Source organism: Streptomyces sp. NPDC030183 (assembly GCF_055573455.1).
In genome coordinates, this window is record NZ_JBVIBK010000003.1 from 180,536 (window position 1) to 205,012 (window position 24,477).

Here is a 24,477-nt window from a genome sequence, read left to right on the forward strand (position 1 = left end):
TTGTAGCATACGGGGGCAGCCAGGCAGGGTCAATGCGCGAAGGCGCACCACCCGGGGCGGAACGCCGCATACCCGGCACAAATCCTGCCCCCTGAGGCCGCGCAGGCCGGGGACACACCTTCCGTGACGCGATTCTGGGGCCGTCGCGCCACTCGGGTTACGGAAGAGTACGACGAGGGAGCCGATCATCCAAGAGCGCGATGTCCACGAAATCTCCACCGCCCCGGCGGCCGCCGGCTCCCCCGATGCCGACGAGCCCGAGGCCACCCGGCGCGAGGCCGGGGTGGCGGAGAGCTCCCGGGCCAACCGGGGCTGGTGGGACCGGAACGCGGACGACTACCAGACCGAGCACGGCACGTTCCTCGGCGACGACCGTTTCGTCTGGGGCCCGGAGGGGCTCGACGAGGTCGAGGCGGAGCTGCTGGGGCCGCCGGAGGAGCTGAAGGGCAAGGACGTCCTGGAGATCGGCGCCGGGGCCGCGCAGTGCTCCCGCTGGCTCGCCGCGCAGGGGGCCCGGCCCGTCGCCCTGGACCTGTCGCACCGGCAGCTCCAGCACGCCCTGCGGATCGGCGGCGGCTTCCCCCTGGTGTGCGCCGACGCGGGCGACCTGCCCTTCGCGGACGCCTCCTTCGACCTGGCGTGCTCGGCGTACGGGGCGCTGCCCTTCGTCGCGGACCCCGTGCGGGTGCTGCGGGAGGTCCGCCGCGTCCTGCGGCCCGGGGGGCGGTTCGTCTTCTCGGTGACCCATCCGATCCGCTGGGCGTTCCCGGACGAGCCGGGCCCCGAGGGCCTGTCGGTGTCCGCGTCGTACTTCGACCGCACGCCGTACGTCGAGCAGGACGAGGAGGGGCGGGCCGTGTACGTGGAGCACCACAGGACGCTCGGCGACCGCGTCCGGGACGTCGTCGCGGCGGACCTCCGTCTGATCGACCTGGTCGAGCCGGAGTGGCCCGCGTGGAACAGCTCGGAGTGGGGCGGCTGGTCGCCGCTGCGCGGGAACCTGATCCCGGGCACCGCGATCTTCGTGTGCGCGCGGGACTGAGGCGCACGGCCGCCGGTCCGGCTCACCTGCGGGGCGTCGCGGCGTCCGTACGACACTGAGAGGCGTGATCCGTTACGACGCTCTGGACGCGCTGCCCGTGCGCGGCGCCCTGCCCGGTCTGACCGACGCCCTGGAGGGGCACGGCACCGCCGTTCTCGTCGCGCCGCCCGGCACCGGCAAGACGACGCTGGTGCCGCTCGCGCTGGCCGGGCTGCTGGACGGCGGACCCGCGCGGCGGGTGGTCGTCGCCGAGCCGCGGCGGATCGCCGCGCGGGCGGCGGCGCGGCGGATGGCGTGGCTGCTGGGCGAGAGGCCCGGCGAGAGCGTCGGCCACACGGTGCGCGGCGAGCGGGTCGTGGGGCGGCACACGCGCGTGGAGGTCGTCACGACCGGTGTGCTGCTGCAGCGGTTGCAGCGGGACCAGGAACTCGCCGGGGTCGACGTGGTGGTGCTCGACGAGTGTCACGAGCGGCATCTGGACGCGGACACGGTGGCGGCGTTCCTGCTGGACGTGCGGGAGGCGCTGCGGCCCGAGCTGCGGCTGGTGGCGGCGTCGGCGACGACGGACGCGGAGGGCTGGGCGCGGCTGCTGGGCGGCGCGCCGGTCGTGGTGGCGGAGGGCGTGTCGTACCCCGTCGAGGTGGTGTGGGCGCCGCCGTCCCGGCCGGTGCGGCCGCCGCACGGGACGCGGGTCGATCCGGCGCTGCCGGCGCATGTGGCCTCGGTGGTGCGGCGGGCGCTCGCCGAGCGGTCGGGGGACGTGCTGTGCTTCCTGCCGGGCGTGGGCGAGATCGCGCGGGTGGCGGGGCAGCTGGGCGCTCTCGGCGGCGTCGACGTCCTCCAGGTGCACGGGCGGGCGCCGGCCGCCGTGCAGGACGCGGTGCTGGCCGGTGGGGAGCGTCGGCGGGTGGTGCTGGCGACGTCGGTGGCGGAGTCGTCGCTGACGGTTCCGGGGGTCCGGGTGGTCGTCGACTCGGGGCTGGCCCGGGAGCCGCGGGTCGACCATGCGCGCGGGCTCAGCGCCCTGACGACCGTACGGGCGTCGCAGGCGGCCGGGCGGCAGCGGGCGGGGCGCGCCGGGCGTGAGGCGCCGGGGACGGTGTACCGGTGCTGGGCGGAGGCCGAGGACGGCCGTCTGCCCCGGTTCCCGGCGCCGGAGATCCAGGTGGCCGACCTCACGGCGTTCGCCCTCCAGGCGGCCTGCTGGGGCGATCCGGAGGCCGCCGGTCTCGCGCTGCTCGACCCGCCGCCGGGCGGGGCCATGGCGGCGGCGCGGGGTGTGCTGTCGGCGATCGGCGCGGTGGACGCCGCCGGGCGGGCCACCCCGCGCGGTGCGCGCATGGCGCGGCTGGGCCTGCATCCCCGGCTGGGTCGGGCGCTCCTGGACGCGGCGCCCCTGGTGGGGGCGGAGCGGGCCGCGGAGGTCGTGGCGCTGCTGAGCGAGGAGCCGCCGCGGGAGTACGGCGACGACCTCCTGGCGGTCCTGCGGGCGGCCCGGCGCGGGGGTGACGCCTACACCGGCCGCTGGCGTGCGGAGGTACGACGCCTGCGGGCGGCGGTGGCCCCGCCGCCCCCGGACACGTCCCGCCCGTCCCCCCAGCGGCCCGGTGGCGAGCACGGCACGCGGCCCACCGGCGACCGCGATCCGCGGAGCCCGGACGACCGCCCGACCACGGCCGGCCGCCGTGCGCCGGCCGCCGACTCGGACGAGTGGCTGGTGGGCACGGTGGCGGCGCTGGCCTTCCCCGAGCGGGTCGCGAAGGCGGTGCCGGGGGCGCATCTGATGGTCAGCGGGACTCGGACGCGGCTGGAGGAGGGGTCGGCGTTGCGGAACGCTCCCTGGCTCGCGGTGGCCGTGGCGGACCGGCCGGTGGGCGCCGGGCACGCGCGTGTGCGGCTCGCGGCCGTCGTCGACGAGGAGGTGGCGCGGTCGGCGGCCGAGGCCCTGCACGGCGAGAGCGCGGAGGTGCGGTGGAGCGATGGGGACGTCGTGGCACGGCGGGTGGAGCGGCTGGGGGCCGTGGAGCTGGCGGTGCGGCCGATCCGGGACCCCGAGCCGGACCTCGTACGGGCGGCGTTGCTGGAGGGGCTGCGGACGGAAGGACTGGGGCTGCTGCGGTGGTCGCAGGGCGCCGAGTCGCTGCGGCAGCGGCTCGCCTTCCTGCACGCGCGTCTCGGTGAGCCCTGGCCCGATGTCTCCGACGGTGCCCTCCGCGCGCGCGTGGACGACTGGCTGGAGCCCGAGCTGAGCCGTGCCCGGCGGCGGGCGGACCTCGGGCGGATCGACGCCGGGGAGGCGCTGGGCCGGTTGCTTCCGTGGGCGAGCGGGGACGCCGTACGGCTGGACGAGCTCGCGCCCGAGCGGATCGAGGTGCCGAGCGGGTCACGGATCCGCGTCGACTACGCGCGGCCCGAGCAGCCGGTGCTGGCGGTGAAGCTTCAGGAGATGTTCGGGCTGCGGGAGTCGCCCGTGCTCGCCGGGGTGCCGGTGCTGGTGCATCTGCTGTCCCCCGCCGGGCGGCCCGCCGCCGTGACCGCCGATCTCGCCTCGTTCTGGAAGGACGGGTACCGGGCCGTTCGGGCGGAGCTGCGCGGACGGTATCCCAGGCATCCCTGGCCGGAGGACCCGGCGGCGGCCGAGCCGACCCGCTTCACGAACGCGCGGCTCAGGCGGTGACCGGCTCGGAGGTGACGGGTTCCTCGGCCTCGGGTCCGCCCGGTCGGCGGCCCCGGGCCTCGGCGTGGAGGGCGAGGGCCAGCAGCAGGAGGCCCAGGCCCAGGAAGCCCCAGGGCAGGTAGGAGGTCATGAGGAGGACGACGAGGCGCTGGGACGTGACGAGGTCGACGGTGTGTTCGATGTAGTCCTCGCGCATTTTCACGTGGCCGGCGAACGCGGTCACCTTCGCGCGGTCGCCGAGGAGGGTGCCGCCGCGCAGTTCCTCCTTGTGGATCTCCTCGCCGTACACGGGGGCGCCGGTGACCGGCTCCACCCAGAACTTGCGGACCGTGGTGTACCAGCGGGTCGTGCCGGTCCTGGCGACCGTCTCACGGGTGATGCCCTCGACGGGCATGATCCGGGGGAAGGGGACCTCGGTCCAGGGGATGGTCTGCTCGAAGTAATAGACCTCCACACCGCGGAAGTCCTCGGTGCCCTTGTAGTGGATGGGGGCGGTGAGGCGTGCCTGGGCGTCGAAGTACTCGTAGTCCCGGGGTTCGGTGAGGAAGGGCCATTTGAACTCCAGGCCCTCGCGGCGCACGGGGTCGCCGTCGACCGACTCGCCGCGGGCGTGGACGGGTTCCTGGGTGTGGGCGTCGAAGACGTAGCGCTCGGGGATCTTGGAGACCATCTCGCCGTCGGGGCCCTGGACGTACGAGAGGCCGTCCCAGACGACCACGTCGCGGTCCACCGTCTGCTCGATCCTCTCCGATGCCTCCACGTTGCCCCTGAGGGTCTGCACGATGGTGACCTGGGGGACCTTGCGCTCGGTCATGGTGCCGTAGTCGAGGAGGGTGGCGTCCTTCGCGACGAGGACCATGTCCTGGTACTGGTCGGCGGGGACCTTGGCCAGGCGCGGGAAGGCGTACCAGCGGGTCAGCGGGGACAGCGCGGTGAAGAACACGGCGAGCGCGAGCAGGATCAGAGCGGCCCTGCGGTGCATCTCGGCCTCCCTCCCGGGCGGTTGGGGGTGTGCGGTCGGCGTGGGCCGTCAGCGGTGCCTCGGCCGTTGGGCTACGGATGTGAGGGCACCGTCGTCAGCAGGGGTTTCGGGGACGTCTCCCCCGTCGGTGTGCCCAGCGCCGTGAGCGCGAGGACCAGGGCGAACGCCAGGGCGAGACCGCTCGCGGCGGCGATCAGGGCGCGCATCCGGACCTCCCGGCCGTCGGGCCCGCCGGCAGCGGGAACTGATACATCGTCAGGTTGGGCACCGTAGCAACGGCCGGGCGAGATGAGAACACGTTGCACGGACAACGACGGCGCCCCTCGGGAAGAGGGGCGCCGTCGTCGCGGGTGCGCGGTGGCTACTGCGAGGCGCTGGGGCTCGGCGAGGCGGACTCCGTGGGGGTCGCCTCCGTCGGGGTCGCCTCCACGGGGGCGGCCTCCACCTTCAGTTCGACGGTGAGGGTCGCGCCGCCCTCGGTCACGATACGGAGCAGGAAGGTGCCGGTGGCGTCGTCCGCGTGCAGCTTCGGCAGCGTGAGCAGGCCGTTCTCGTCGGTCGTGAGGCCCGTCAGGGTGCGGAGGGGCTTGCCGTCGGCGGGGTTCTCGAAGTAGGGGCCCTTGTCGTTCTCGGTGGGGTCCTGGGGGGACTTGATGAGGGTCGCCGTGGCCGCGACCTTGTCGGCGACCGCGCCCTTGTAGGTGGCCTTGACCACGACCTGTTCGGCGAACGCGCCGTTCGCCACGCAGGTCAGCTCGGTGGTCGTGGTGCGGGCGAGGGCGTCGGCCCGGCGGGCGGTGACGGTCGCCGTGTAGTCCAGGGCGGCCACGCTGCGGCCCACGACGGTGGCGCGGACCGTGACGGCGCCGGCCTTCTCGCCGGCGACGAGCGCGGGGGCGGTGGCCTTGCCGGTGCTGTCGGTGACGACGGTGGCGACCTTCTCGCCGCCGGTGAAGGCGGTGTCCGTGTCGCCGACGACGGTGAAGCGGACCCTGACCTTCGCCACGGCCTTGCCCGCCTTGGTCTCCGTGCGGGCGGCGATCCGGTCGGTGAAGGTGTCGCCGGCCGTCGCGGTGAGCTTGGCCGGGCCCGCGGCCTCCAGGTGGTGCACCGTGTCGGTGTTGGTGGGCGGCTTGGTCGGCGGGGTGGGCGGGGTCGGCGGCTTGGGCGTGGAGCCGCCGCCGGGCTTGCCGCCACCGGGCTTGTGGCCTCCGGGCTTGTCCGTCTTCGGCGGGGTCGGACTGGGGCTGGGCCTGGAACCGCCCTGGTTCCCGCTGCTCCCGCCGCTGTTGCCGTTGTCGCTCGGGGTGCGGGGCAGCGAGCCGGTGCCGTCCGGGATCTCGTGGGTGCCCTTGCGGTAGTACTCCAGCCACGACATGACGGTGTTGTAGTAGGCCGTCGAGTTGTTGTAGCTGAGGATCGCGCTGCGCAGGTTCCCGGAGTCGGCCAGGTCCCAGTTGAACCGGCACAGGTAGTGGCCGGCGGCCAGGGCGGCGTCGTAGACGTTGTTGGGGTCCTTGGCGCCGTCGCTGTTGCCGTCGCGGCCCGCCCACTCCCAGGTGGAGGGGATGAACTGCATGGGGCCGACCGCCCGGTCGTGCGTGCTGTCGCCGTCGTACGCGCCGTTGTCGGTGTCGCTGATGTTGGCGAAGCCGTTGCCGTTGAGCTGGGGGCCGAGGATCTTGCCGATCGTCGTGCCGTTCGCGTCGACGCGGCCGCCGCGGGCCTGGCCGGACTCGACCTTGCCGATGGCGGCGAGCAGTTGCCAGGGCAGGTTGCAGCCGGGCTTGGAGTCGCGCAGGGACGCCTCGGCCTTCTTGTAGGCGTCGAGGACGGTCGCGGGGATGCCGCGTTCGCCGGCGCCGACCGCGCCCGAGCCGCCGCCCGTGCCGGGCGAGGGGTTGGGGCTGTCGAGGGGCGGGAGGTCCGTGTAGTAGCGCGAGTCGCCCGACGCGGTGTCCTCGGAGTAGGTGGTCGCCTCGGGCGAGGGTGACCCGCTGGTCTGTCTCCCGGCGCTGTCGGTGGTCACTCCCGGGGCCTGGGACGCGGCCAGTGCCGCTACCGTGGCCGCGGCCAGGGCGGTGGTGGCCGCCCCCTTGCGGAGCCTCAATCCGAACTGCGCCGCCATTGAGTGAACCCTCCCCGGTGGTCGATCGCCTTGGCGTTCTTCCCTTTTGGTACTGTCTCGGACAACTTCTCCGGATTTTTTCCGGAGCAGCTTTCCCGTTCTGCTACACCGACTCCGGAGTTCCGGATTTGGTTGCCCTCTTCCGGCGTTTTCCTGTCCGGATTTCCGGAGGCCCCCGCACACACCGGCGCGGCGGCCCAGGCGACCCTACGACAACTTCGGTCGCCCGGGCACCCGTTCACGCCCGGTTTTCGCCGGTTGCCCTTGTCGGTTCGCTGTCGCGCGGGCGCACGCCGGGTCGGGGGCGCCCGTCGCGCATACTAACGGACAACGCCACAAAATCCGCCACAGGGGGACGAATTGCCTTTCACGCTGAGCCATGCGGCAGCCGTGCTGCCCGCGTTGCGCGGGGACGGGAGCGCGCGCGGACGCCTCGTGCCGTCGGTGCTCGTCGCCGGTTCGTTCGCGCCCGATCTGACCTATTACGCGGCGAGTGTGCTGCCCGGGGCGATGGAATTCGGTGACGTCACGCACTCCTTCGCCGGGGTCTTCACCGTCGACGTGGTGTTCACCTGGGCGTTGGTGGGGGTGTGGCTGGTGCTCCGTGAGCCGCTCGTCGCGCTGCTGCCGAAGGGGCGGCGGGCGCGGGTGGCCTCACTGGTGCGGTGCGGGGCGGGTGTGCGGCGGGTGAGTCCGTCGCTTGCGCTGTGGTGGTACGTCTCCGCGGTACTCGGTGCGCTCACCCACGTCGTCTGGGACGCGTTCACCCATCTCGACCGGTGGGGGATGCGGCTGCTGCCGGTGCTGGGCGAGGAGATCGCGGGCTCACCCCTGTACTGGTACCTCCAGTACGGCGGTTCGGCGGTCGCGGCGGTCGTGATCGCCGTGTTCCTCGTGCGGGCCCTGCGCCGGCAGCCGGTGGTCGAACCCGTGGGTGTGCCGGTGCTCTCGCCGGCCGACCGATGGGTGGCCTGGGCCGTGATCGGGGGGTGCGCGGTCGTCGCGGCGGCGCAGCGGGTGGCCCGCTGGTGGGCCTTCCGGGGTTCGGTCGCCAAGCCGTACGAGGTGATCCCGACGGTGTGCTTCGGGGCCGGGGCCGGACTGATGCTGGGGGTGGTGCTGTACGGCGCGGGTGTCAGGGTCTGGCGCCCGGCCCCCGCTGCGGCGCCCGCAGCCGGCGCGGAGGCGGACAGCTCGGTCCGCCGCTGAGCACCGGGCGGCGGCGTGCGGGGGCGCCGCGGGGGATGCGGGGTCGGGCCGCGCCGGGGGCGTACGGCGGGACGTGGCCCAGCAGCGCCGGGAGGGGGTGGGTGAGCCGCCAGGGGAGCAGGGTGTGCGCCCAGCGGCGGTGGGGCGCCCACGGGAAGCGGGGCTGCACCCTGGTCAGGCGGGTGAGCGCCTGTGGCAGGCGGCCGGCAGCTGTCGCGGTACGGCGGCGGAGCGTGCGTATGCCCATGCGGGCATCCTCACGCCGCCCCTCCCCGGGGGTCGCCTCGACGGGGGCCAGCCGGGTGACCCGGAGAGAGGCCCGGTGGGTGTCCGGGCCCCTCCCCGTGATCCGACGACAGGCCCTAGTGGGCCGCCGATTCCCAGTCCGGGCCCTGGCCCACCGAGACGTCCAGGGGGGCGCGGAGGCGGACCGCGTTGGACATCTCGTGGCGGACGAGCTCCTCCACGCGGGCGCCCTCGCCGGGGGCGATCTCCAGGACGATTTCGTCGTGGACCTGAAGGAGCATGCGGGACGTGAGGCCGGCGTCCTCCAGGGCGCGGCCCACGTTCAGCATGGCGATCTTGACGATGTCCGCGGCTGTGCCCTGGATCGGCGCGTTCAGTGCCATCCGCTCGGCCGCCTCACGGCGCTGGCGGTTGTCGCTGTTGAGGTCGGGCAGATAGCGGCGGCGGCCGAAGAGCGTCGCCGTGTACCCCGTCGCCCGCGCCTCGTCGACCGCCCGGCGCAGATAGTCCCGGACACCGCCGAACCGCTCGAAGTAGGCGTCCATCAGGGCGCGGGCCTCCCCCGCGTCGATGTTCAGCTGCTGGGAGAGCCCGAACGCCGACAGGCCGTACGCCAGGCCGTACGACATCGCCTTGATCTTGCGGCGCATCTCCGCGTCGACCGCGCCCGGCTCGACCCCGAACACCTGGGCGGCGGCGGTGGTGTGGAGGTCCTCGCCGGAGGTGAACGCCTCGATGAGGCCCTCGTCCTCGGAGAGGTGCGCCATCACCCGCAGTTCGATCTGGCTGTAGTCGGCCGTCATCAGCGACTCGAAGCCCTCGCCGACGACGAAGCCGCGGCGGATCGCCCGTCCCTCGTCGGTGCGGACGGGGATGTTCTGCAGGTTCGGGTCGACCGAGGAGAGACGGCCCGTGGCGGCGACGGTCTGGTTGAAGGTGGTGTGGATGCGGCCGTCCGTCGCGATGGTCTTGATCAGGCCCTCGACGGTGACGCGGAGCTTGGCCTGCTCGCGGTGGCGGAGCATGATGACCGGCAGTTCGTTGTCGGTCTGGGTGGCGAGCCAGGCCAGGGCGTCCGCGTCGGTGGTGTACCCCGTCTTGGTGCGCTTGGTCTTGGGCAGGGCCAGCTCGCCGAACAGGACCTCCTGGAGCTGCTTGGGCGAGCCGAGGTTGAACTCGTGCCCGGCCGCCGCGTGCGCCTCCTTCACCGCCTGCTGCACGGCGCCGGCGAACATCTGCTCCATGGCCTCCAGGTGGGCGCGGTCCGCGGCGATGCCGTGGCGCTCCATGCGGGCCAGCAGCGCCGACGTCGGCAGCTCCACGTCCCGCAGCAGCTCGGCGGCGCCCACCTCCTCCAGGCGCTGCCCGAACGCCTCGCCCAGGTCGAGGATGGCGCGGGCCTGCACCATGAGGGCCTCGGCCTCGGCGCCGTCGTCCGCGCCGAAGGCCAGCTGGCCGTCGGCGGTGGCGGCGGGGGCCAGCTCCCGGCCCAGGTACTCCAGGGACAGCGCGTCCAGGTCGAAGGAGCGTCGGCCCGGCTTGACCAGGTAGGCGGCGAGGGCGGTGTCCATGGTGACGCCCTCGATGGTCCAGCCGTGCTCGGCGAAGACCCGCATCGCGCCCTTGGCGTTGTGGAACACCTTGGGCCGGGCGGGGTCGGCGAGCCAGGTCGCCCACGCGGTCTCGTCCGTCTCGTCCAGCTGGGTCGGGTCGAACCAGGCGGCCGCTCCCCCGGCGGCGGCGAGCGCGATCTCGGTGACCGAGCCGGTGCCGAGCGCCCACGCGTCGACGGTGGCGACGCCCAGCGGCTGTGTGCCGTGCTCGGTGAGCCAGCCGGTCAGCTCGCCGGAGGCGAGGACCGTGCCGTCCACCCCGACACCCGCGGCGGGCTGCGGGGCGGCGTCGGCCTCCTCCGCCCCCGGGTCGACGGCCAGCAGCCGCTCGCGCAGCGACGGGTTGCGGATCTCCAGGGTGTCCAGGACCATCGCGACGGCCTTGCGGTCGTACGGGGCGCGCTCCAGGTCGGTGACCGTCTTCGGCAGGTCGACCGTGCGCACCATCTCGGTGAGGCGGCGGTTGAGCTTGACGGCCTCCAGATGGTCGCGGAGGTTCTGCCCGGCCTTGCCCTTGACCTCCCCGACGCGCTCGACCAGCTCCGCGAACGAACCGAACTGGTTGATCCACTTCGCGGCGGTCTTCTCGCCGACACCGGGGATGCCGGGGAGGTTGTCGGACGGGTCGCCGCGCAGGGCCGCGAAGTCCGGGTACTGCGCGGGGGTCAGGCCGTACTTCTCGAACACCTTCTCCGGGGTGAACCGGGTCAGCTCCGAGACGCCCTTCGTCGGGTAGAGCACGGTGGTGTGCTCGGAGACCAGCTGGAAGGAGTCGCGGTCGCCGGTGACGACGAGGACCTCGAAGCCCTCCGCCTCGGCCTGGGTGGCGAGGGTGGCGATGATGTCGTCGGCCTCGTAGCCGTCGACGGCGAAGCGCACGGCGTGCATGGCGTCGAGCAGCTCGCCGATCAGCTCGACCTGGCCCTTGAACTCGTCGGGGGTCTTCGAGCGGTTCGCCTTGTACTCGGTGAACTCCTCGGAGCGCCAGGTCTTGCGGGAGACGTCGAACGCCACCGCGAAGTGGGTGGGCGCCTCGTCGCGCAGCGTGTTCGCCAGCATCGACGCGAAGCCGTAGATCGCGTTCGTCGGCTGGCCCGTCGCGGTGGTGAAGTTCTCCGCGGGGAGCGCGAAGAACGCGCGGTAGGCCAGCGAATGCCCGTCCATGAGCATGAGCCGGGGACGGTTGCCGCCGGAGGTCGTGTCGGTCTTCTTCGATGCTGTCTCTGCCACGCACCCGATCCTGCCACGTGCCACTGACACTCGGACCACGCCCGCCGCCCGCACCCCCGCACCCTCCTCGTGCACCGATCTCGATCGCGGCCGGTGACACGTGCGAGGATCGAAGGCGTACCTCGGGCTCGACAGCACACGCAGGCGAATGGGGAGCAGCGATGGCCGGCAAGGCGCCCAAGAGTGATCCGGTTCAGGACGCGCCGCAGGTCGCGCAGCCGAAGCACGCGGCGGCGGGGCTCCCCGCGATCGGGCACACCCTGCGGATCGCGCAGCAGCAGATGGGGGTGAAGCGGACCGCGCTGACGCTGCTGCGGGTCAATCAGAAGGACGGCTTCGACTGTCCCGGCTGCGCCTGGCCGGAGCCCGAGCACCGGCACACGGCGGAGTTCTGCGAGAACGGCGCGAAGGCGGTCGCCGAGGAGGCAACGCTGCGCCGGGTCACCCCGGAGTTCTTCGCCGCGCACACCGTGGCCGACCTGGCCACCCGCAGCGGCTACTGGCTGGGCCAGCAGGGCCGGCTCACCCACCCCGTGTACCTGCCCGAGGGAGGCGACCGGTACGAGCCGGTGTCCTGGGAGCGCGCCTTCGACATCGTCGCCGAGGAGCTGAACGCCCTCGACTCCCCCGACGAGGCCCTCTTCTACACCTCGGGGCGCACCAGCAACGAGGCCGCGTTCCTGTACCAGCTGTTCGCGCGCGAGTTCGGCACCAACAACCTGCCGGACTGCTCCAACATGTGCCACGAGTCGTCGGGCTCCGCGCTGTCCGAGACGATCGGCGTCGGCAAAGGCAGCGTCCTGCTGGAGGACCTGTACAAGGCGGACCTGATCGTCGTGGCCGGGCAGAACCCGGGCACGAACCACCCGCGCATGCTGTCCGCCCTGGAGAAGGCGAAGGCGGGCGGCGCGAAGATCATCACGGTCAACCCGCTGCCCGAGGCGGGCCTGGAGCGGTTCAAGAACCCGCAGACCCCGCAGGGCATGCTCAAGGGCGCCGCCCTCACCGATCTGTTCCTGCAGATCCGCATCGGCGGCGACCAGGCCCTGTTCCGCCTCCTCAACAAGCTGATCCTGCAGACCGAGGGCGCGGTCGACGAGGAGTTCGTGCGTGAGCACACGCACGGCTTCGAGGAGTTCGCCGAGGCCGCCCGCGCCGCCGACTGGGAGGAGACGCTCACCGCGACCGGCCTCACGCGCGAGCGGATCGACGAGGCGCTGCGCATGGTCCTCGCCTCGAAGCGGACGATCGTCTGCTGGGCCATGGGCCTGACCCAGCACAAGCACGCGGTGCCCACCATCCGCGAGGTGGTCAACTTCCTGCTGCTGCGGGGCAACATCGGCCGCCCCGGCGCGGGCGTGTGCCCGGTGCGCGGCCACTCCAACGTGCAGGGCGACCGCACGATGGGCATCTTCGAGCGGCCCGCCCCGGCGTTCCTGGACGCCCTGGAGAAGGAGTTCGGCTTCGCGCCGCCCAGGGAGCACGGCTACGACGTGGTGCGGGCCATCAGGGCCATGCGAGACGACAAGGCGAAGGTGTTCTTCGCGATGGGCGGCAACTTCGTGTCGGCGTCCCCCGACACGGACGTCACCGAGGCGGCGATGCGCCGGGCCCGGCTGACGGTGCACGTGTCGACGAAGCTGAACCGCTCGCACGCGGTCACGGGCGCTCGGGCGCTGATCCTGCCCACCCTGGGCCGCACCGAGCGGGATCTCCAGGGCGGTGGCGAGCAGTTCGTGACCGTCGAGGACTCCATGGGCATGGTCCACGCCTCACGGGGCCGTCTGGAGCCCGCGAGCAGGCATCTGCTGTCCGAGCCGGCCATCGTGTGCCGCCTCGCCCGCCGCGTCCTCGGCGAGAAGAGCCGCACGCCGTGGGAGGAGTTCGAGAAGGACTACGCGACGATCCGTGACCGCATCGCGCGCGTGGTGCCCGGTTTCGAGGACTTCAACGCGCGCGTGGCCGACCCGAACGGCTTCGCGCTGCCGCACGCCCCGCGCGACGAGCGCCGCTTCCCGACGGCCACCGGCAAGGCCAACTTCACCGCCGCGCCGGTGGAGTTCCCCCAGCTGCCCGAGGGCCGTCTGCTGCTGCAGACCCTGCGGTCGCACGACCAGTACAACACCACGATCTACGGTCTGGACGACCGCTACCGGGGCATCACCAACGGCCGCCGGGTCGTCCTCGTCCATCCTGAGGACGCCGCGGAGCTGAAGGTCGCCGACGGCTCCTACGTGGACCTGGTGAGCGAGTGGAAGGACGGCGTCGAGCGCCGGGCACCCGGTTTCCGGGTCGTGCTCTACCCGACGGCCCGCGGCTGCGCCGCCGCGTACTACCCGGAGACCAACGTCCTGGTGCCGCTGGACGCGACCGCGGACACCAGCAACACCCCGGCCAGCAAGTCCGTCGTGGTCCGTCTGGAACAATCGGCGACCGACTGAGCGTTTGCTCAGCCAGTCAGGCCGGTATACGACCGTCGACGGCGCGCGGCGGTCGACGACGAACGGAGCCCCATGGGCGAGCAGCACCACGTCACGTTCCCGCAAGAGGTCATCGACGAGTACGCGGCACTCGGCGTCGACCTGGTCGCGATGTTCTCCGCGGGGCACCTGGGCACCCGTATGGGCGTGCAGATCGTGGAGGCGTCCGCGGACCGCGTCGTCGGCACCATGCCGGTCGAGGGCAACACCCAGCCGTACGGGCTGCTGCACGGCGGGGCGTCCGCCGTGCTCGCGGAGACCCTCGGCTCGGTCGGCTCCATGCTGCACGCGGGCAGCTCCAAGATCGCGGTGGGCGTCGACCTGAACTGCACCCACCACCGCGGCGTACGGTCCGGGCTGGTCACGGGCGTGGCCACGCCCGTGCACCGGGGGCGCTCCACCGCCACGTACGAGATCGTCATCAGCGACGAGGCGGGCAAGCGGGTGTGCACGGCCCGGCTGACCTGCCTGCTGCGCGATGTCACGCCGACGGATGCCCAGCGGGCCACGGGGAGCTGACCCGCCGCCGAGTCCACCGGCCGGACGCTGGCGGGCGGCGGCGGCCGGGTCTAGTTTTCGGGGCATGGGAACGGGAGGAGCCCTCGGATGGAGGGCCGCCCTGGGACCGGTGCTGCTGATCGGCGCCCTGGTCACCGGGTGCGGGGCGTCGGACACGGACGCCGGCGCGGCGGGCGGGACGGCGAGCGGACCGGCGTCGCCGTCGGCCACCCCGCCCGAGGAGCTGTGCGCCGGCCTCGTCTCGTACTGGTCGCGCAGGACGCTCGACGACGACACCTACGGCGACTACCAGTCCATGGGGCTGTCGAACGGGCAGTACGACATCCTGCGCGAGGTCGTCGACGCCGCACGGGCCGAGAAGATGCGCGCGGGCCCTCAGGCAGCGGAGCGGCTCATCGACCGGCGGGCGAGGGCGAGTTGTGCGCAGTGGTACCGCGAGGGCGGTCCGGGTGACAGGCCCTGGCGGTGAGCGGGGTCGGCCCCGTCGAGCCGGGTGAGGGCACGCGCGCGTGGGACGACGCGGAGAGGGATCGCGGGCCTGCGCGCCGGCCCGGGCGGCTCGTACGGTTCTGCGCCGAGCACCGCCGCGCCGCGCTCGCCTCCTCGGCTGCCGTGGCCGTCCTCGTCGGTGGCGGGGCGCTGTACGCCACCCGGCCCGCCCCGAGCCCGCCGACCGCGACCCCCTACCCCTCGCAGGCCGTCGGCCTCGTCTACCTCGGCGCACTCGCCCCGACCCCCGGCGCATCGCCCGGGACCTTCGCCTTCGAGATGAGGCTGTCGGTGCGCTCCGGCCCGCCCGTCTCCGTCGAGCGCATGACCCAGCCCTACGCCGGCATGAGGCTGACCTCGAAGCCGCGTCCGCCGTTCCGGACGGCCCACGGCAGACCGCGCGAGATCGTCATCACCCTGCACGTCACGGAATGCGGAAAAGTACCGGGAAACGCCGGGCTGCCTTTCCTGGATGTAACTCTCCGTAATGCGCGCGCAATGAAAGTGCACAGTTTCATGCTGGGCGAGCGCTACGCCAGGGACCTCTCCGACGCCCTGTACGTCGCCTGTGGCAACGATTCCGCGTCATCAGCAAAAGGCTGAACACTCCTGAGCAGTCGCCACCCGATCCTGCACGTTCTCAATATATGGACAGGGCGAATCGGCCTGAATTCCGCGCATCCACCCGCTGAGTACCGCTCTGCATTACCTCGTGTCATAACAAGAGCGTCACAGCCTTGGCCAGACTCTCCTCCACATTCCCTACACCCGCTTAGAGTCACCGCCAGTCACCGCGCCAACGGATTCGAAGTCACGACTTCGGCCCAGCGCTCGACTCGGTCGCTTCCAACAGGGAGGGCCGTGCCAGGGAAAGGACTGATCGTGCGTCAACGTTCGCTCATCGCCATCACCGCCGCGCTGGCGGCGGGAGCACTCACCCTCACCGCCTGCGGCTCGCGCGACGAGGGGAAGGGCAGCTCTGACACCGGCGGTGGCACCACTGTCGTCATCGGCGTCGACGCCCCGCTGACCGGTGACCTGTCCGCCATGGGTCTCGGCATCAAGAACTCCGCCGACCTGGCCGTCAAGACGGCCAACAAGAAGAAGTACGTCGAGGGCATAACCTTCAAGATCGAAGCCCTCGACGACCAGGCGCAGCCCTCCTCGGGTCAGCAGAACGCGGCCACCTTCGTCGCCAAGAAGGAGGTCCTCGGCGTCGTCGGCCCGCTGAACTCCTCGGTCGCCGAGTCCATGCAGAAGGTCTTCGACGACGCCAAGCTCGTCGAGGTCTCCCCGGCCAACACCGGCCCGACCCTGACCCAGGGCGCCGACTGGAAGAACAAGAAGGCCCGCCCCTACAAGTCGTACTTCCGCACCGCGACCACGGACGCCATCCAGGGCCCGTTCGCCGCGCAGTACCTCTACAACGACGCCAAGAAGAAGAAGGTCTTCGTCATCGACGACAAGAAGACCTACGGCGCCGGCCTCGCCGCCACCTTCACCGACGAGTTCAAGAAGCTCGGCGGCAAGGTCGTCGGCACCGAGCACATCGACCCCGAGACCAAGGACTTCTCCGCGGTCGCCACCAAGGTCAAGAGCTCCGGCGCCGACGTCGTCTACTACGGCGGCGAGTACCCGCAGGCCGGCCCCCTCACCAAGCAGATCAAGGCCGCCGGCGCCAAGATCCCCGTGGCGGGCGGCGACGGCATCAACAACCCGGCCTACATGGACCTCGGCGGCAGCGCCGCCACCGGCGACTTCTCCACCTCCGTCGGCGCCCCGGTCGAGGAACTGCCCTCCGCCAAGGACTTCGTCGCCGACTACAAGGAAGCGGGCTACAAGGAGCCCTACGCGGCCTACGGCGGCTACTCCTACGACTCCGCCTGGGCCATCATCGAAGCCGTGAAGAAGGTCGTCGAGGACAACGACGGCAAGCTTCCCGACGACGCCCGCGCCCAGATCACCGCCGCCATGCAGAACGTCTCCTTCGACGGCGTGACCGGCAAGGTCTCCTTCGACGAGTACGGCGACACGACCAACAAGCAGCTCACCGTCTACCAGGTCGAGGGCGGGGAGTGGAAGGCGGTCAAGTCCGGTACCTACACCGGCTGATCCCACCCGCACATCCATGAGCCGCGCGGGGCGCTGCACCATCGAGCGCCCCGCGCGGACTCACATCCGGTCACATTCGTCGAACATCCGAAAGTCTCGGAGGACATGCGGTGAACGAACTGCCGCAGCAGCTGGTCAACGGCCTGCTACTAGGATCCATGTACGGGCTGGTCGCCATCGGCTACACGATGGTCTATGGCATCGTCCAGCTCATCAACTTCGCCCACGGTGAGATCTTCATGCTGGGCGGCTTCGGTGCCGTCACGGTCTACCTGTACGTACTGCCCGACGGCACCTCCATGTGGGTCGCACTACCGCTCATGCTCATCGGCGGCATCATCGTCGCCGTACTCGCCGCCGTGGGCGCCGAACGGCTCGCCTACCGGCCCCTGCGCACGGCCCCCCGCCTCGCCCCCCTCATCACCGCCATCGGCCTCTCCCTGGCCCTGCAGCAGGCGGTGTGGGCCTGGTACCCGGACGCCAAGGAATCGGTCAACTTCCCGCAGATCGCGGGCGGCCCCTTCGAGATCGGCAGCGTCACCATCCAGACCGGTGACATCTTCCTGTTCGTCGCCGCGCCGATCAGCATGGCGGTCCTCGCCTACTTCGTCATGAAGACCCGCACCGGCCGCGGCATGCAGGCCACCGCCCAGGACCCCGACACCGCCAAGCTCATGGGCATCAACACCGACCGCATCATCGTGGTCGCCTTCGCCCTCGGCGCGGCCTTCGCCGCCGTCGGAGCGGTCGCCTACGGCCTCAAGTACGGCCAGGTCCAGTTCCGCATGGGCTTCATCCTCGGCCTCAAGGCGTTCACCGCCGCGGTCCTCGGCGGCATCGGCAACATCTACGGCGCCATGCTCGGCGGCGTCGTCCTCGGCCTGGCCGAAGCCCTCTCCACCGCCTACATCGCCGAGATCCCCGGCATGGAACAGTTCGGCAGCCAGTCCTGGGCCAACGTCTGGGCGTTCGTACTCCTCATCCTCGTGCTCCTCTTCAGGCCCCAGGGCCTGCTCGGCGAGCGCGTGTCGGACAGGGCGTGACACCGATGACCACACAGACCACCACCGCCCCCGCGGCCACGCACGACAGCACCGCCCGCGGACTCATCGGCCTGCCCGAGAACATCGGCCGCGCCCTCGCCACCGGCGGCGGCGTCCTCGCCGTGATCTCCACCTTCCTCGCCTGGACGTGGACCGCCGCCTTCCCCGGCAACCTCACCGTCTACGGCTACCCCGGCGGCCTCCAGGTCCTCGTCCTCATCGGCGGCGCCCTCACCGCCCTGTTCGGCCTGGCCTCCTACGGCATCACGGGCCTGCGCTGGCTCACCCCCGCCGGCGCCGACGCCGCCATCAAACTGGCCGCACTCGGCACCTTCGTCACCACCTGGTTCACGATCCTCGCCATCAGCGTCCAGCTCGGCGGCCTCGTCAACCTCGAACCCGGCGGCTACACAGCGGCCCTGGTCACCCTCGCCGCCCTCGTCGGCGCCCTCGCGCTGCCCTTCGAACGGCCGCAGCCCGAGACCGCCGACGACGAGGACACCGGCTGGGAGAAGTTCCAGGTCAGCGCCCGCAACGGCTGGTCGGTCGTCAAGGCGTCCTTCGCCAGCGGCACCCCCGCCCCGGCCCGCAAGCTGCCCGCCTACGCCGAGATCCTCATCATCGTCGCGGCCCTCGCCCTCGGCCTGATCGTCTTCACCTACGGCATCGGCACCGAGTACGACGAACTCTTCGTGGGCTTCCTCATCATGGCCGGGTTCGGCTTCGCCGCCCTCGCCAAGGCCGGACTGGTCGCCCGCGTCTCCGCACTGACCGCCACCCACCGCACCATCACCATGGTCGGCGCGTTCGTCGCGGCAGCCGCGTTCCCCTTCACCCAGTCCGACGACCAGTACGCGACCATCGGCGTCTACATCCTGATCTTCGCCACCGTCGCCCTGGGCCTGAACATCGTCGTCGGCCTCGCCGGCCTCCTCGACCTCGGTTACGTCGCCTTCCTCGGCGTCGGCGCCTACACCGCGGCCATGGTCTCCGGCTCCCCCTCCTCCCCCTTCGACCTCCACCTGCCGTTCTGGGCCTCCGCCATCCTCGGCGCCGTCGTCGCCATGATCTTCGGCGTCATCATCGGCGCCCCCACCCTCCGACTGCGCGGCGACTACCTCGCCATCGTCACCCTCGGCTTCGGTGAGATCTTCCGCCTCGCCGTCCTCAACATGGACGGCACCAGCGGACCCGACATCACCAACGGCTCCAACGGCATCTCCTCCATCCCCAACCTCAACATCCTGGGCTTCGACTTCGGCGCCGAACACACCATCGCCGGATTCACCGTCGCCCGCTTCGCCAACTACTTCTTCCTGATGCTGCTCATCACGCTCGTCGTCGTGGTGGTCTTCCGACGCAGCGCCGACTCCCGCATCGGCCGCGCCTGGATCGCCATCCGCGAGGACGAGACCGCGGCACTCGCCATGGGCATCAACGGCTTCCGCGTCAAGCTCATCGCCTTCGCCCTCGGCGCCGCCCTCGCCGGCCTCGCCGGCACCGTCCAGGCCCACGTCACCTACACCGTGACCCCCGAGCAGTACCAGTTCGCCCACGTGGTCCCGCCCAACTCGGCGTTCCTCCTCGCAGCCGTCGTCCTCGGCGGTATGGGCACCATCAGCGGCCCCCTGGTCGGCGCCGCGCTGCTCTACCTGATCCCCGCGAAGCTCCAGTTCCTCGGCGACCTCCAGCTCTTCGCCTTCGGACTCGCGCTCGTCCTCCTCATGCGCTTCCGTCCGGAGGGCCTCATCCCCAACCGGCGCCGCCAGCTCGAATTCCACGAAGAAGCCGAAGCGCCCACAGTCCTCAGCAAGGCAGGGGCCTGACCCATGACCACCGAGACCACCACCAAGGCCGCCCCCACCGGCGAGACCGTGCTGGACGCCCGCGGCGTGACCATGCGTTTCGGCGGCCTCACCGCCGTACGCAACGTCAACCTCACGGTCAACAGCGGCGAGATCGTTGGACTCATCGGCCCCAACGGCGCCGGCAAGACGACCTTCTTCAACTGCCTCACCGGCCTCTACATCCCCACCGAGGGCGAAGTCCGCTACAAGGGGCAGGTCCTCCCGCCCAAGTCCTTCAAGGTCACCGCCGCCGGCATCGCCCGCACCTTCCAGAACATCCGTCTGTTCGCCAACATGACGGTCCTGGAGAACGTGCTCGTCGGCCGCCACACCCGCACCAAGGAAGGACTCTGGTCGGCCCTCCTGCGCGGCCCCGGCTTCCACAAGGCCGAAGCCGCCTCCCGCGAACGCGCCATGGAACTCCTCGCGTTCGTCGGCCTCGACGCCAAGGCCGAACACCTCGCCCGCAACCTCCCCTACGGCGAACAGCGCAAGCTGGAGATCGCCCGGGCCCTCGCCAGCGAACCCGGCCTCCTCCTCCTGGACGAGCCCACCGCCGGCATGAACCCGCAGGAGACACGAGCCACCGAGGAACTCGTCTTCGCCATCCGCGACAAGGGCATCGCCGTCCTCGTCATCGAGCACGACATGCGGTTCATCTTCAACCTCTGCGACCGCGTCGCCGTCCTCGTCCAGGGCGAGAAGCTCGTCGAGGGCGACAGCGCCACCGTCCAGGGAGACGAACGCGTCGTCGCCGCCTACCTCGGCGAACCCTTCGAAGACGCCCCCGGCAAGGACGAGGTCGCGGAAGTCGAAGCCGCCGAAGCACACGCCGAGGCCACCACCGACGCCGCGCCCGGCAAGGAGAACGACCGATGACCGCACTGCTCGAAGTCGAGGACCTCCGGGTCGCCTACGGCAAGATCGAAGCCGTCAAGGGCATCTCCTTCAAGGTCAACGCCGGCGAAGTCGTCACCCTCATCGGCACCAACGGCGCCGGCAAGACCACGACCCTGCGCACCCTGTCGGGCCTCCTCAAGCCCGTCGGCGGCCAGATCAAGTTCAACGGCAGGTCGCTCAAGAAGGTCCCCGCACACGACATCGTCTCGCTGGGACTCGCCCACTCCCCCGAGGGGCGGCACATCTTCCCCCGCATGAGCATCGAGGACAACCTCCACCTCGGCGCCTTCCTGCGCAGCGACAAGCCCGGCATCGAGAAGGACATCCAGCGCGCCTACGACCTCTTCCCCATCCTGGGCGAACGTCGCAAGCAGGCCGCCGGAACCCTCTCCGGCGGCGAGCAGCAGATGCTGGCCATGGGCCGCGCGCTCATGTCCCAGCCGAAGCTGCTCATGCTCGACGAGCCCTCCATGGGCCTCTCGCCGATCATGATGCAGAAGATCATGGCGACGATCGCCGAGCTGAAGTCCCAGGGCACCACCATCCTGCTCGTCGAGCAGAACGCCCAGGCGGCGCTCTCCCTCGCCGACCAGGGCCACGTCATGGAGATCGGCAAGATCGTCCTCTCCGGCACGGGCTCCGACCTGCTGCACGACGAATCGGTCCGCAAGGCGTACCTCGGCGAGGACTAGCCACCGGCCCACACACGAGGAGGCCCGCACCCCCGTCCCGGGGTGCGGGCCTCCTCGTGCGTACGGCCGCGCGGGGCGCGCGTCAGCCCTTCGCGGCCTTCTTCTCCTCGGCGTCCTGAATGACCGCCTCCGCGACCTGCTGCATCGACATCCGGCGGTCCATCGACGTCTTCTGGATCCACCGGAACGCCGCCGGCTCCGTCAGCCCGTACTCCGTCTGCAGGATCGACTTCGCCCGGTCCACCAGCTTGCGGGTCTCCAGCCGGAGCGTGAGGTCCGCGACCTCCTTCTCCAGCTCCTTCAGCTCCGTGAACCGCGACACCGCCATCTCGATCGCCGGCACGACGTCACTCTTGCTGAACGGCTTCACCAGGTACGCCATCGCGCCCGCGTCCCGCGCCCGCTCCACCAGGTCGCGCTGCGAGAACGCGGTCAGCATCAGCACCGGGGCGATACGCTCCTCGGCGATCTTCTCGGCGGCGGAGATACCGTCCATCTTCGGCATCTTCACGTCCAGGATCACCAGGTCGGGCCGGTGCTCCCGGGCCAGCTCGATGGCCTGCTCACCGTCACCGGCCTCGCCCACGACGGAGTAGCCCTCCTCTTCGAGCATCTCCTTGAGGTCGAGGCGGATCAGCGCCTCGTCCTCGGCGATGACGACACGGGTCGTCAGCGGAGGCACGTGCGACTTGTCGTCGTCGGGCGCGTCGAGGGGCTGGGGCGACTCGGGGGCGGTCACGTGGGCTCCTTGTTCAGGGCAGGGGTACTGCTGACAAGAGGGTACCTAGCTGCGGTAAGGTGGTCTGGCAGCGGGTCGATGGAAACCTTCGATTCACTGGGCCCCGGTAGCCCAATTGGCAGCAGGCGATGGATTCAAAACCCATACAGTGTCGGTTCGAGTCCGACCCGGGGCACTTTTCCTTCAATTCCAAGGTCAGTATTTATAAGCGGATGTCCACGTTCTCGTGAACATCCGCTTTTGCGTGGGGCACGCACGCCCTTGATCGCAGAGAGTGCCCACATGTATGACATGCGTACACGCTCTCAAGCCCTGGGGCTCATGGCGCAAGGGCGCAGCCTCGGTTCGGTCAGCAGAGAGACCGGCGTTTCTCGCGCCACCCTCCATAATTGGCGGCGGCGCATCGAACCCGTCCAGCGCCGGCCGGGACCATCTTGCCCTCGGTGCGACGCCGTTCCCCGGCCGCCCGAAGAGCCCGCAGCGTACGCCTACCTCCTGGGCCTCTATCTCGGCGACGGCTGCATCAGCGCTCACCGCAAGGGCGTCTACTACATGCGGATCGTCCTGGACAAAGCCTGGCCCGGCGTGATCGACGCCTGCGAGAACGCCCTGCGCGCCGTACGTCCGAGCAACAGCGTCTGCCGGGTGAGGAGGCAAGGCTGCTTCGTGGTCTCCAGCGCAAGCAAACACTGGCCCTGCCTCTTCCCCCAGCACGGCCCCGGCAAGAAGCACGAGCGCCGTATCGTCCTCGAACCGTGGCAGGAGGCCATCGTCGACGTCCACCCCTGGGAGTTCATCCGTGGGCTCATCCACTCCGACGGGTGCCGTGTCATCAACTGGACGACGCGGGTCGTCGGTGGCGAGCGCAAGCGCTATGAGTACCCCCGGTACTTCTTCACCAACAAGTCGGACGACATCCGGCGGCTCTACACGGACGCGCTCGACAGGGTGGGGGTCGATTGGACGACCTTGGCCCGCGGCAGCGACCCCTACAACATCTCTGTCGCCCGCAAGGCCTCCGTCGCGCTGATGGATGCCCACGTCGGGCCCAAGCACTGACCACCCCCGACCCGCTACCCCTTCGGCGCGTCGTCCTCGGTGATGTGGTGGATGTGGACCAGGTTCGTGGTGCCCGCGACACCCGGTGGGGAGCCGGCGGTGATGACGACCGTGTCGCCCTTGCGGCAGCGGGCGTACCGCAGGAGCAGTTCGTCGACCTGGGCGATCATCGCGTCCGTGGAGTCGACGCGCGGGCCGAGGAACGTCTCGACGCCCCAGGTGAGGCTCAGCTGGGAGCGGGTGGCCGGGTCGGGGGTGAAGGCGAGGAGGGGGATCGGGGAGCGGTAGCGGGACAGGCGGCGGGCGGTGTCGCCGGACTGGCTGAACGCGACGAGGAACCGGGCGCCAAGGAAGTCGCCGATCTCGGCGGCGGCGCGGGCCACGGCGCCGCCCTGGGTGCGGGGTTTGTTGTGCTCGGTGAGGGGTGGGAGCCCGTCGGCGAGCATGTGCTCCTCGGCGGCCGCGACGATGCGGCTCATCGTGCGGACCGTCTCGACGGGATGCTTGCCGACGCTGGTCTCGCCGGACAGCATCACCGCGTCGGTGCCGTCGAGCACCGCGTTGGCGACGTCGCTGGCCTCGGCGCGGGTGGGCCGGGGGTGGTGGATCATCGAGTCGAGCATCTGGGTGGCGACGATGACCGGTTTGGCGTTGCGCCTGGCGAGGGCGATGGCGCGCTTCTGGACCAGGGGGACCTGTTCGAGGGGCATCTCCACGCCGAGGTCGCCGCGCGCGACCATGACGCCGTCGAAGGCGGCGACGATGTCGTCGAGGGCGTCGACCGCCTGGGGTTTCTCCACCTTGGCGATGACGGGGAGGCGGCGGCCCTCCTCGTCCATGACGCGGTGGACGGCGTCGATGTCCCGTCCCGATCTGACGAAGGACAGGGCGATGATGTCGAAGCCGGTGCGCAGGGCCCAGCGGAGGTCGTCCTCGTCCTTGGCGGAGAGGGCGGGGACGGAGACGGCGACTCCGGGGAGGTTGAGGCCCTTGTGGTCGGAGACGACGCCTCCTTCGACGACCTCGGTGTGGACGCGGGGGCCGTCGACGGCGGTGACTTCGAGGGTGACTCTGCCGTCGTCGACGAGGATGCGTTCGCCGGCGGTGACGTCGGTGGCGAGGCCGGCGTGGGTGGTGCCGCACATCTCGTGGGTGCCTTCGGTGCCGGGTTCGACGGTGAGGGTGAAGGTGTCGCCGCGTTCGAGGAGGACGGGGCCTTCGGTGAAGCGGCCGAGGCGGATCTTCGGGCCTTGAAGGTCGGCGAGGAGGCCGACGCTGCGGCCGGTTTCGTCGGCGGCCTTGCGGACGTGGTGGTAGCGCTCCTCGTGTTCGGCGTGGTCGCCGTGGCTGAGGTTGAGGCGGGCGACGTCCATTCCGGCTTCGACCAGTGCCTTGATCTGGTCATAGGAGTCGGTGGCGGGCCCGAGGGTGCAGACGATCTTTGCTCGGCGCATGGTTCGAGCCTAGGGC

19 protein-coding genes and 1 tRNA gene are annotated in these 24,477 nt (G+C 71.2%); 14 read left to right on the forward strand and 6 right to left on the reverse strand.

What is annotated here, in order from left to right; all coding sequences use genetic code 11:
* Nucleotides 1-184 precede the first annotated feature (184 nt).
* Nucleotides 185-1,042 (forward strand): class I SAM-dependent methyltransferase, encoded by an 858-nt coding sequence (locus tag ACZ4Z2_RS05535; protein ID WP_468072890.1) that lies wholly within the window; start codon nucleotides 185-187, stop codon nucleotides 1,040-1,042.
* A gap of 64 nt (nucleotides 1,043-1,106) precedes the next feature.
* On the forward strand, nucleotides 1,107-3,719 hold the full coding sequence (locus ACZ4Z2_RS05540; RefSeq protein ID WP_468072635.1) for an ATP-dependent RNA helicase: 2,613 nt from the start codon (nucleotides 1,107-1,109) through the stop codon (nucleotides 3,717-3,719).
* Here ACZ4Z2_RS05540 and pgfA read toward each other — a convergent pair.
* From pgfA to ACZ4Z2_RS05555, 3 genes are all read right to left on the reverse strand, one after another.
* Nucleotides 3,709-4,701, reverse strand: coding sequence for a cell envelope lipid trafficking protein PgfA (gene pgfA / locus ACZ4Z2_RS05545; RefSeq protein WP_468072637.1), 993 nt, complete (start codon nucleotides 4,699-4,701; stop codon nucleotides 3,709-3,711). The two genes, ACZ4Z2_RS05540 and pgfA, sit on opposite strands and share 11 nt — an antisense overlap.
* Before the next feature lie 71 nt (nucleotides 4,702-4,772).
* Complete coding sequence (locus tag ACZ4Z2_RS05550; RefSeq protein WP_468072639.1) at nucleotides 4,773-4,907, reverse strand: SPW_0924 family protein; 135 nt, start codon at nucleotides 4,905-4,907, stop codon at nucleotides 4,773-4,775.
* Between the two features lie 155 nt (nucleotides 4,908-5,062).
* On the reverse strand, nucleotides 5,063-6,829 hold the full coding sequence (locus ACZ4Z2_RS05555) for a lytic transglycosylase domain-containing protein (protein ID WP_468072641.1): 1,767 nt from the start codon (nucleotides 6,827-6,829) through the stop codon (nucleotides 5,063-5,065).
* A 360-nt stretch (nucleotides 6,830-7,189) separates the two neighbouring features.
* Here ACZ4Z2_RS05555 and ACZ4Z2_RS05560 point away from each other — a divergent pair, with 360 nt between their 5' ends.
* On the forward strand, nucleotides 7,190-8,038 hold the full coding sequence (locus ACZ4Z2_RS05560) for a DUF4184 family protein (protein WP_468072643.1): 849 nt from the start codon (nucleotides 7,190-7,192) through the stop codon (nucleotides 8,036-8,038).
* A 362-nt stretch (nucleotides 8,039-8,400) separates the two neighbouring features.
* Here ACZ4Z2_RS05560 and polA read toward each other — a convergent pair whose 3' ends face one another.
* Nucleotides 8,401-11,127 (reverse strand): DNA polymerase I, encoded by a 2,727-nt coding sequence (gene polA / locus ACZ4Z2_RS05565; protein ID WP_468072644.1) that lies wholly within the window; start codon nucleotides 11,125-11,127, stop codon nucleotides 8,401-8,403.
* Between the two features lie 161 nt (nucleotides 11,128-11,288).
* On the opposite strand from polA, the gene ACZ4Z2_RS05570 reads away from it, so the two are divergent.
* From ACZ4Z2_RS05570 to ACZ4Z2_RS05610, 9 genes are all read left to right on the forward strand, one after another.
* Nucleotides 11,289-13,568 carry an FdhF/YdeP family oxidoreductase gene (locus tag ACZ4Z2_RS05570; protein ID WP_468072646.1) on the forward strand — a complete coding sequence of 760 codons (2,280 nt, stop codon included), beginning with the start codon at nucleotides 11,289-11,291 and terminating at the stop codon, nucleotides 13,566-13,568.
* A gap of 72 nt (nucleotides 13,569-13,640) precedes the next feature.
* The gene (locus tag ACZ4Z2_RS05575) at nucleotides 13,641-14,126 is read left to right on the forward strand and encodes a PaaI family thioesterase (RefSeq protein WP_468072648.1); all 486 of its coding nucleotides are present in this window, start codon (nucleotides 13,641-13,643) and stop codon (nucleotides 14,124-14,126) included.
* Between the two features lie 64 nt (nucleotides 14,127-14,190).
* Entirely contained in the window at nucleotides 14,191-14,595 is a 405-nt protein-coding gene (locus ACZ4Z2_RS05580) for a hypothetical protein (protein WP_468072650.1), read from the forward strand.
* A complete protein-coding gene (locus ACZ4Z2_RS05585) occupies nucleotides 14,592-15,218 on the forward strand; it encodes a Tat pathway signal sequence domain protein (protein WP_468072652.1) in 627 nt (208 codons plus the stop codon). The genes ACZ4Z2_RS05580 and ACZ4Z2_RS05585 overlap by 4 nt, the downstream gene beginning before the upstream one ends.
* A gap of 279 nt (nucleotides 15,219-15,497) precedes the next feature.
* Nucleotides 15,498-16,727 (forward strand): branched-chain amino acid ABC transporter substrate-binding protein, encoded by a 1,230-nt coding sequence (locus ACZ4Z2_RS05590; protein WP_468072653.1) that lies wholly within the window; start codon nucleotides 15,498-15,500, stop codon nucleotides 16,725-16,727.
* Between the two features lie 110 nt (nucleotides 16,728-16,837).
* Nucleotides 16,838-17,770 carry a branched-chain amino acid ABC transporter permease gene (locus tag ACZ4Z2_RS05595; protein WP_468072655.1) on the forward strand — a complete coding sequence of 311 codons (933 nt, stop codon included), beginning with the start codon at nucleotides 16,838-16,840 and terminating at the stop codon, nucleotides 17,768-17,770.
* A 5-nt stretch (nucleotides 17,771-17,775) separates the two neighbouring features.
* A complete protein-coding gene (locus tag ACZ4Z2_RS05600) occupies nucleotides 17,776-19,596 on the forward strand; it encodes a branched-chain amino acid ABC transporter permease (protein WP_468072657.1) in 1,821 nt (606 codons plus the stop codon).
* A 3-nt stretch (nucleotides 19,597-19,599) separates the two neighbouring features.
* Nucleotides 19,600-20,496, forward strand: coding sequence for an ABC transporter ATP-binding protein (locus ACZ4Z2_RS05605; RefSeq protein ID WP_468072659.1), 897 nt, complete (start codon nucleotides 19,600-19,602; stop codon nucleotides 20,494-20,496).
* The gene (locus ACZ4Z2_RS05610; RefSeq protein WP_468072661.1) at nucleotides 20,493-21,209 is read left to right on the forward strand and encodes an ABC transporter ATP-binding protein; all 717 of its coding nucleotides are present in this window, start codon (nucleotides 20,493-20,495) and stop codon (nucleotides 21,207-21,209) included. The genes ACZ4Z2_RS05605 and ACZ4Z2_RS05610 overlap by 4 nt, the downstream gene beginning before the upstream one ends.
* An 82-nt stretch (nucleotides 21,210-21,291) precedes the next feature.
* Here the strand turns inward: ACZ4Z2_RS05610 and ACZ4Z2_RS05615 are convergent, their stop codons facing one another.
* Complete coding sequence (locus ACZ4Z2_RS05615) at nucleotides 21,292-21,948, reverse strand: ANTAR domain-containing response regulator (protein WP_468072663.1); 657 nt, start codon at nucleotides 21,946-21,948, stop codon at nucleotides 21,292-21,294.
* Nucleotides 21,949-22,048: 100 nt separating this feature from the next.
* On the opposite strand from ACZ4Z2_RS05615, the gene ACZ4Z2_RS05620 reads away from it, so the two are divergent.
* Together ACZ4Z2_RS05620 and ACZ4Z2_RS05625 are read left to right on the forward strand one after the other, a co-directional pair.
* A tRNA-Leu gene (locus tag ACZ4Z2_RS05620) sits at nucleotides 22,049-22,123 on the forward strand.
* 107 nt (nucleotides 22,124-22,230) lie between these two features.
* The gene (locus ACZ4Z2_RS05625) at nucleotides 22,231-23,007 is read left to right on the forward strand and encodes a transcriptional regulator (protein ID WP_468072665.1); all 777 of its coding nucleotides are present in this window, start codon (nucleotides 22,231-22,233) and stop codon (nucleotides 23,005-23,007) included.
* Nucleotides 23,008-23,021: 14 nt separating this feature from the next.
* On the opposite strand, the gene pyk is transcribed toward ACZ4Z2_RS05625, so the two are convergent.
* Complete coding sequence (pyk, locus tag ACZ4Z2_RS05630; protein WP_468072666.1) at nucleotides 23,022-24,461, reverse strand: pyruvate kinase; 1,440 nt, start codon at nucleotides 24,459-24,461, stop codon at nucleotides 23,022-23,024.
* Nucleotides 24,462-24,477: the final 16 nt, after the last annotated feature.

What these genes read in the sequence shown, in the direction of transcription:
- pgfA (WP_468072637.1), bottom strand. Translation starts at nt 4,701, where the DNA reads ATGCACCGCAGGGCCGCTCTGATCCTGCTCGCGCTCGCCGTGTTCTTC.
- ACZ4Z2_RS05550 (WP_468072639.1), bottom strand. Translation starts at nt 4,907, where the DNA reads ATGCGCGCCCTGATCGCCGCCGCGAGCGGTCTCGCCCTGGCGTTCGCC.
- ACZ4Z2_RS05555 (WP_468072641.1), bottom strand. Translation starts at nt 6,829, where the DNA reads ATGGCGGCGCAGTTCGGATTGAGGCTCCGCAAGGGGGCGGCCACCACC.
- ACZ4Z2_RS05570 (WP_468072646.1), top strand. Translation starts at nt 11,289, where the DNA reads ATGGCCGGCAAGGCGCCCAAGAGTGATCCGGTTCAGGACGCGCCGCAG.
- ACZ4Z2_RS05575 (WP_468072648.1), top strand. Translation starts at nt 13,641, where the DNA reads ATGGGCGAGCAGCACCACGTCACGTTCCCGCAAGAGGTCATCGACGAG.
- ACZ4Z2_RS05580 (WP_468072650.1), top strand. Translation starts at nt 14,191, where the DNA reads ATGGGAACGGGAGGAGCCCTCGGATGGAGGGCCGCCCTGGGACCGGTG.
- ACZ4Z2_RS05600 (WP_468072657.1), top strand. Translation starts at nt 17,776, where the DNA reads ATGACCACACAGACCACCACCGCCCCCGCGGCCACGCACGACAGCACC.
- ACZ4Z2_RS05605 (WP_468072659.1), top strand. Translation starts at nt 19,600, where the DNA reads ATGACCACCGAGACCACCACCAAGGCCGCCCCCACCGGCGAGACCGTG.
- ACZ4Z2_RS05610 (WP_468072661.1), top strand. Translation starts at nt 20,493, where the DNA reads ATGACCGCACTGCTCGAAGTCGAGGACCTCCGGGTCGCCTACGGCAAG.
- ACZ4Z2_RS05625 (WP_468072665.1), top strand. Translation starts at nt 22,231, where the DNA reads ATGTATGACATGCGTACACGCTCTCAAGCCCTGGGGCTCATGGCGCAA.
- pyk (WP_468072666.1), bottom strand. Translation starts at nt 24,461, where the DNA reads ATGCGCCGAGCAAAGATCGTCTGCACCCTCGGGCCCGCCACCGACTCC.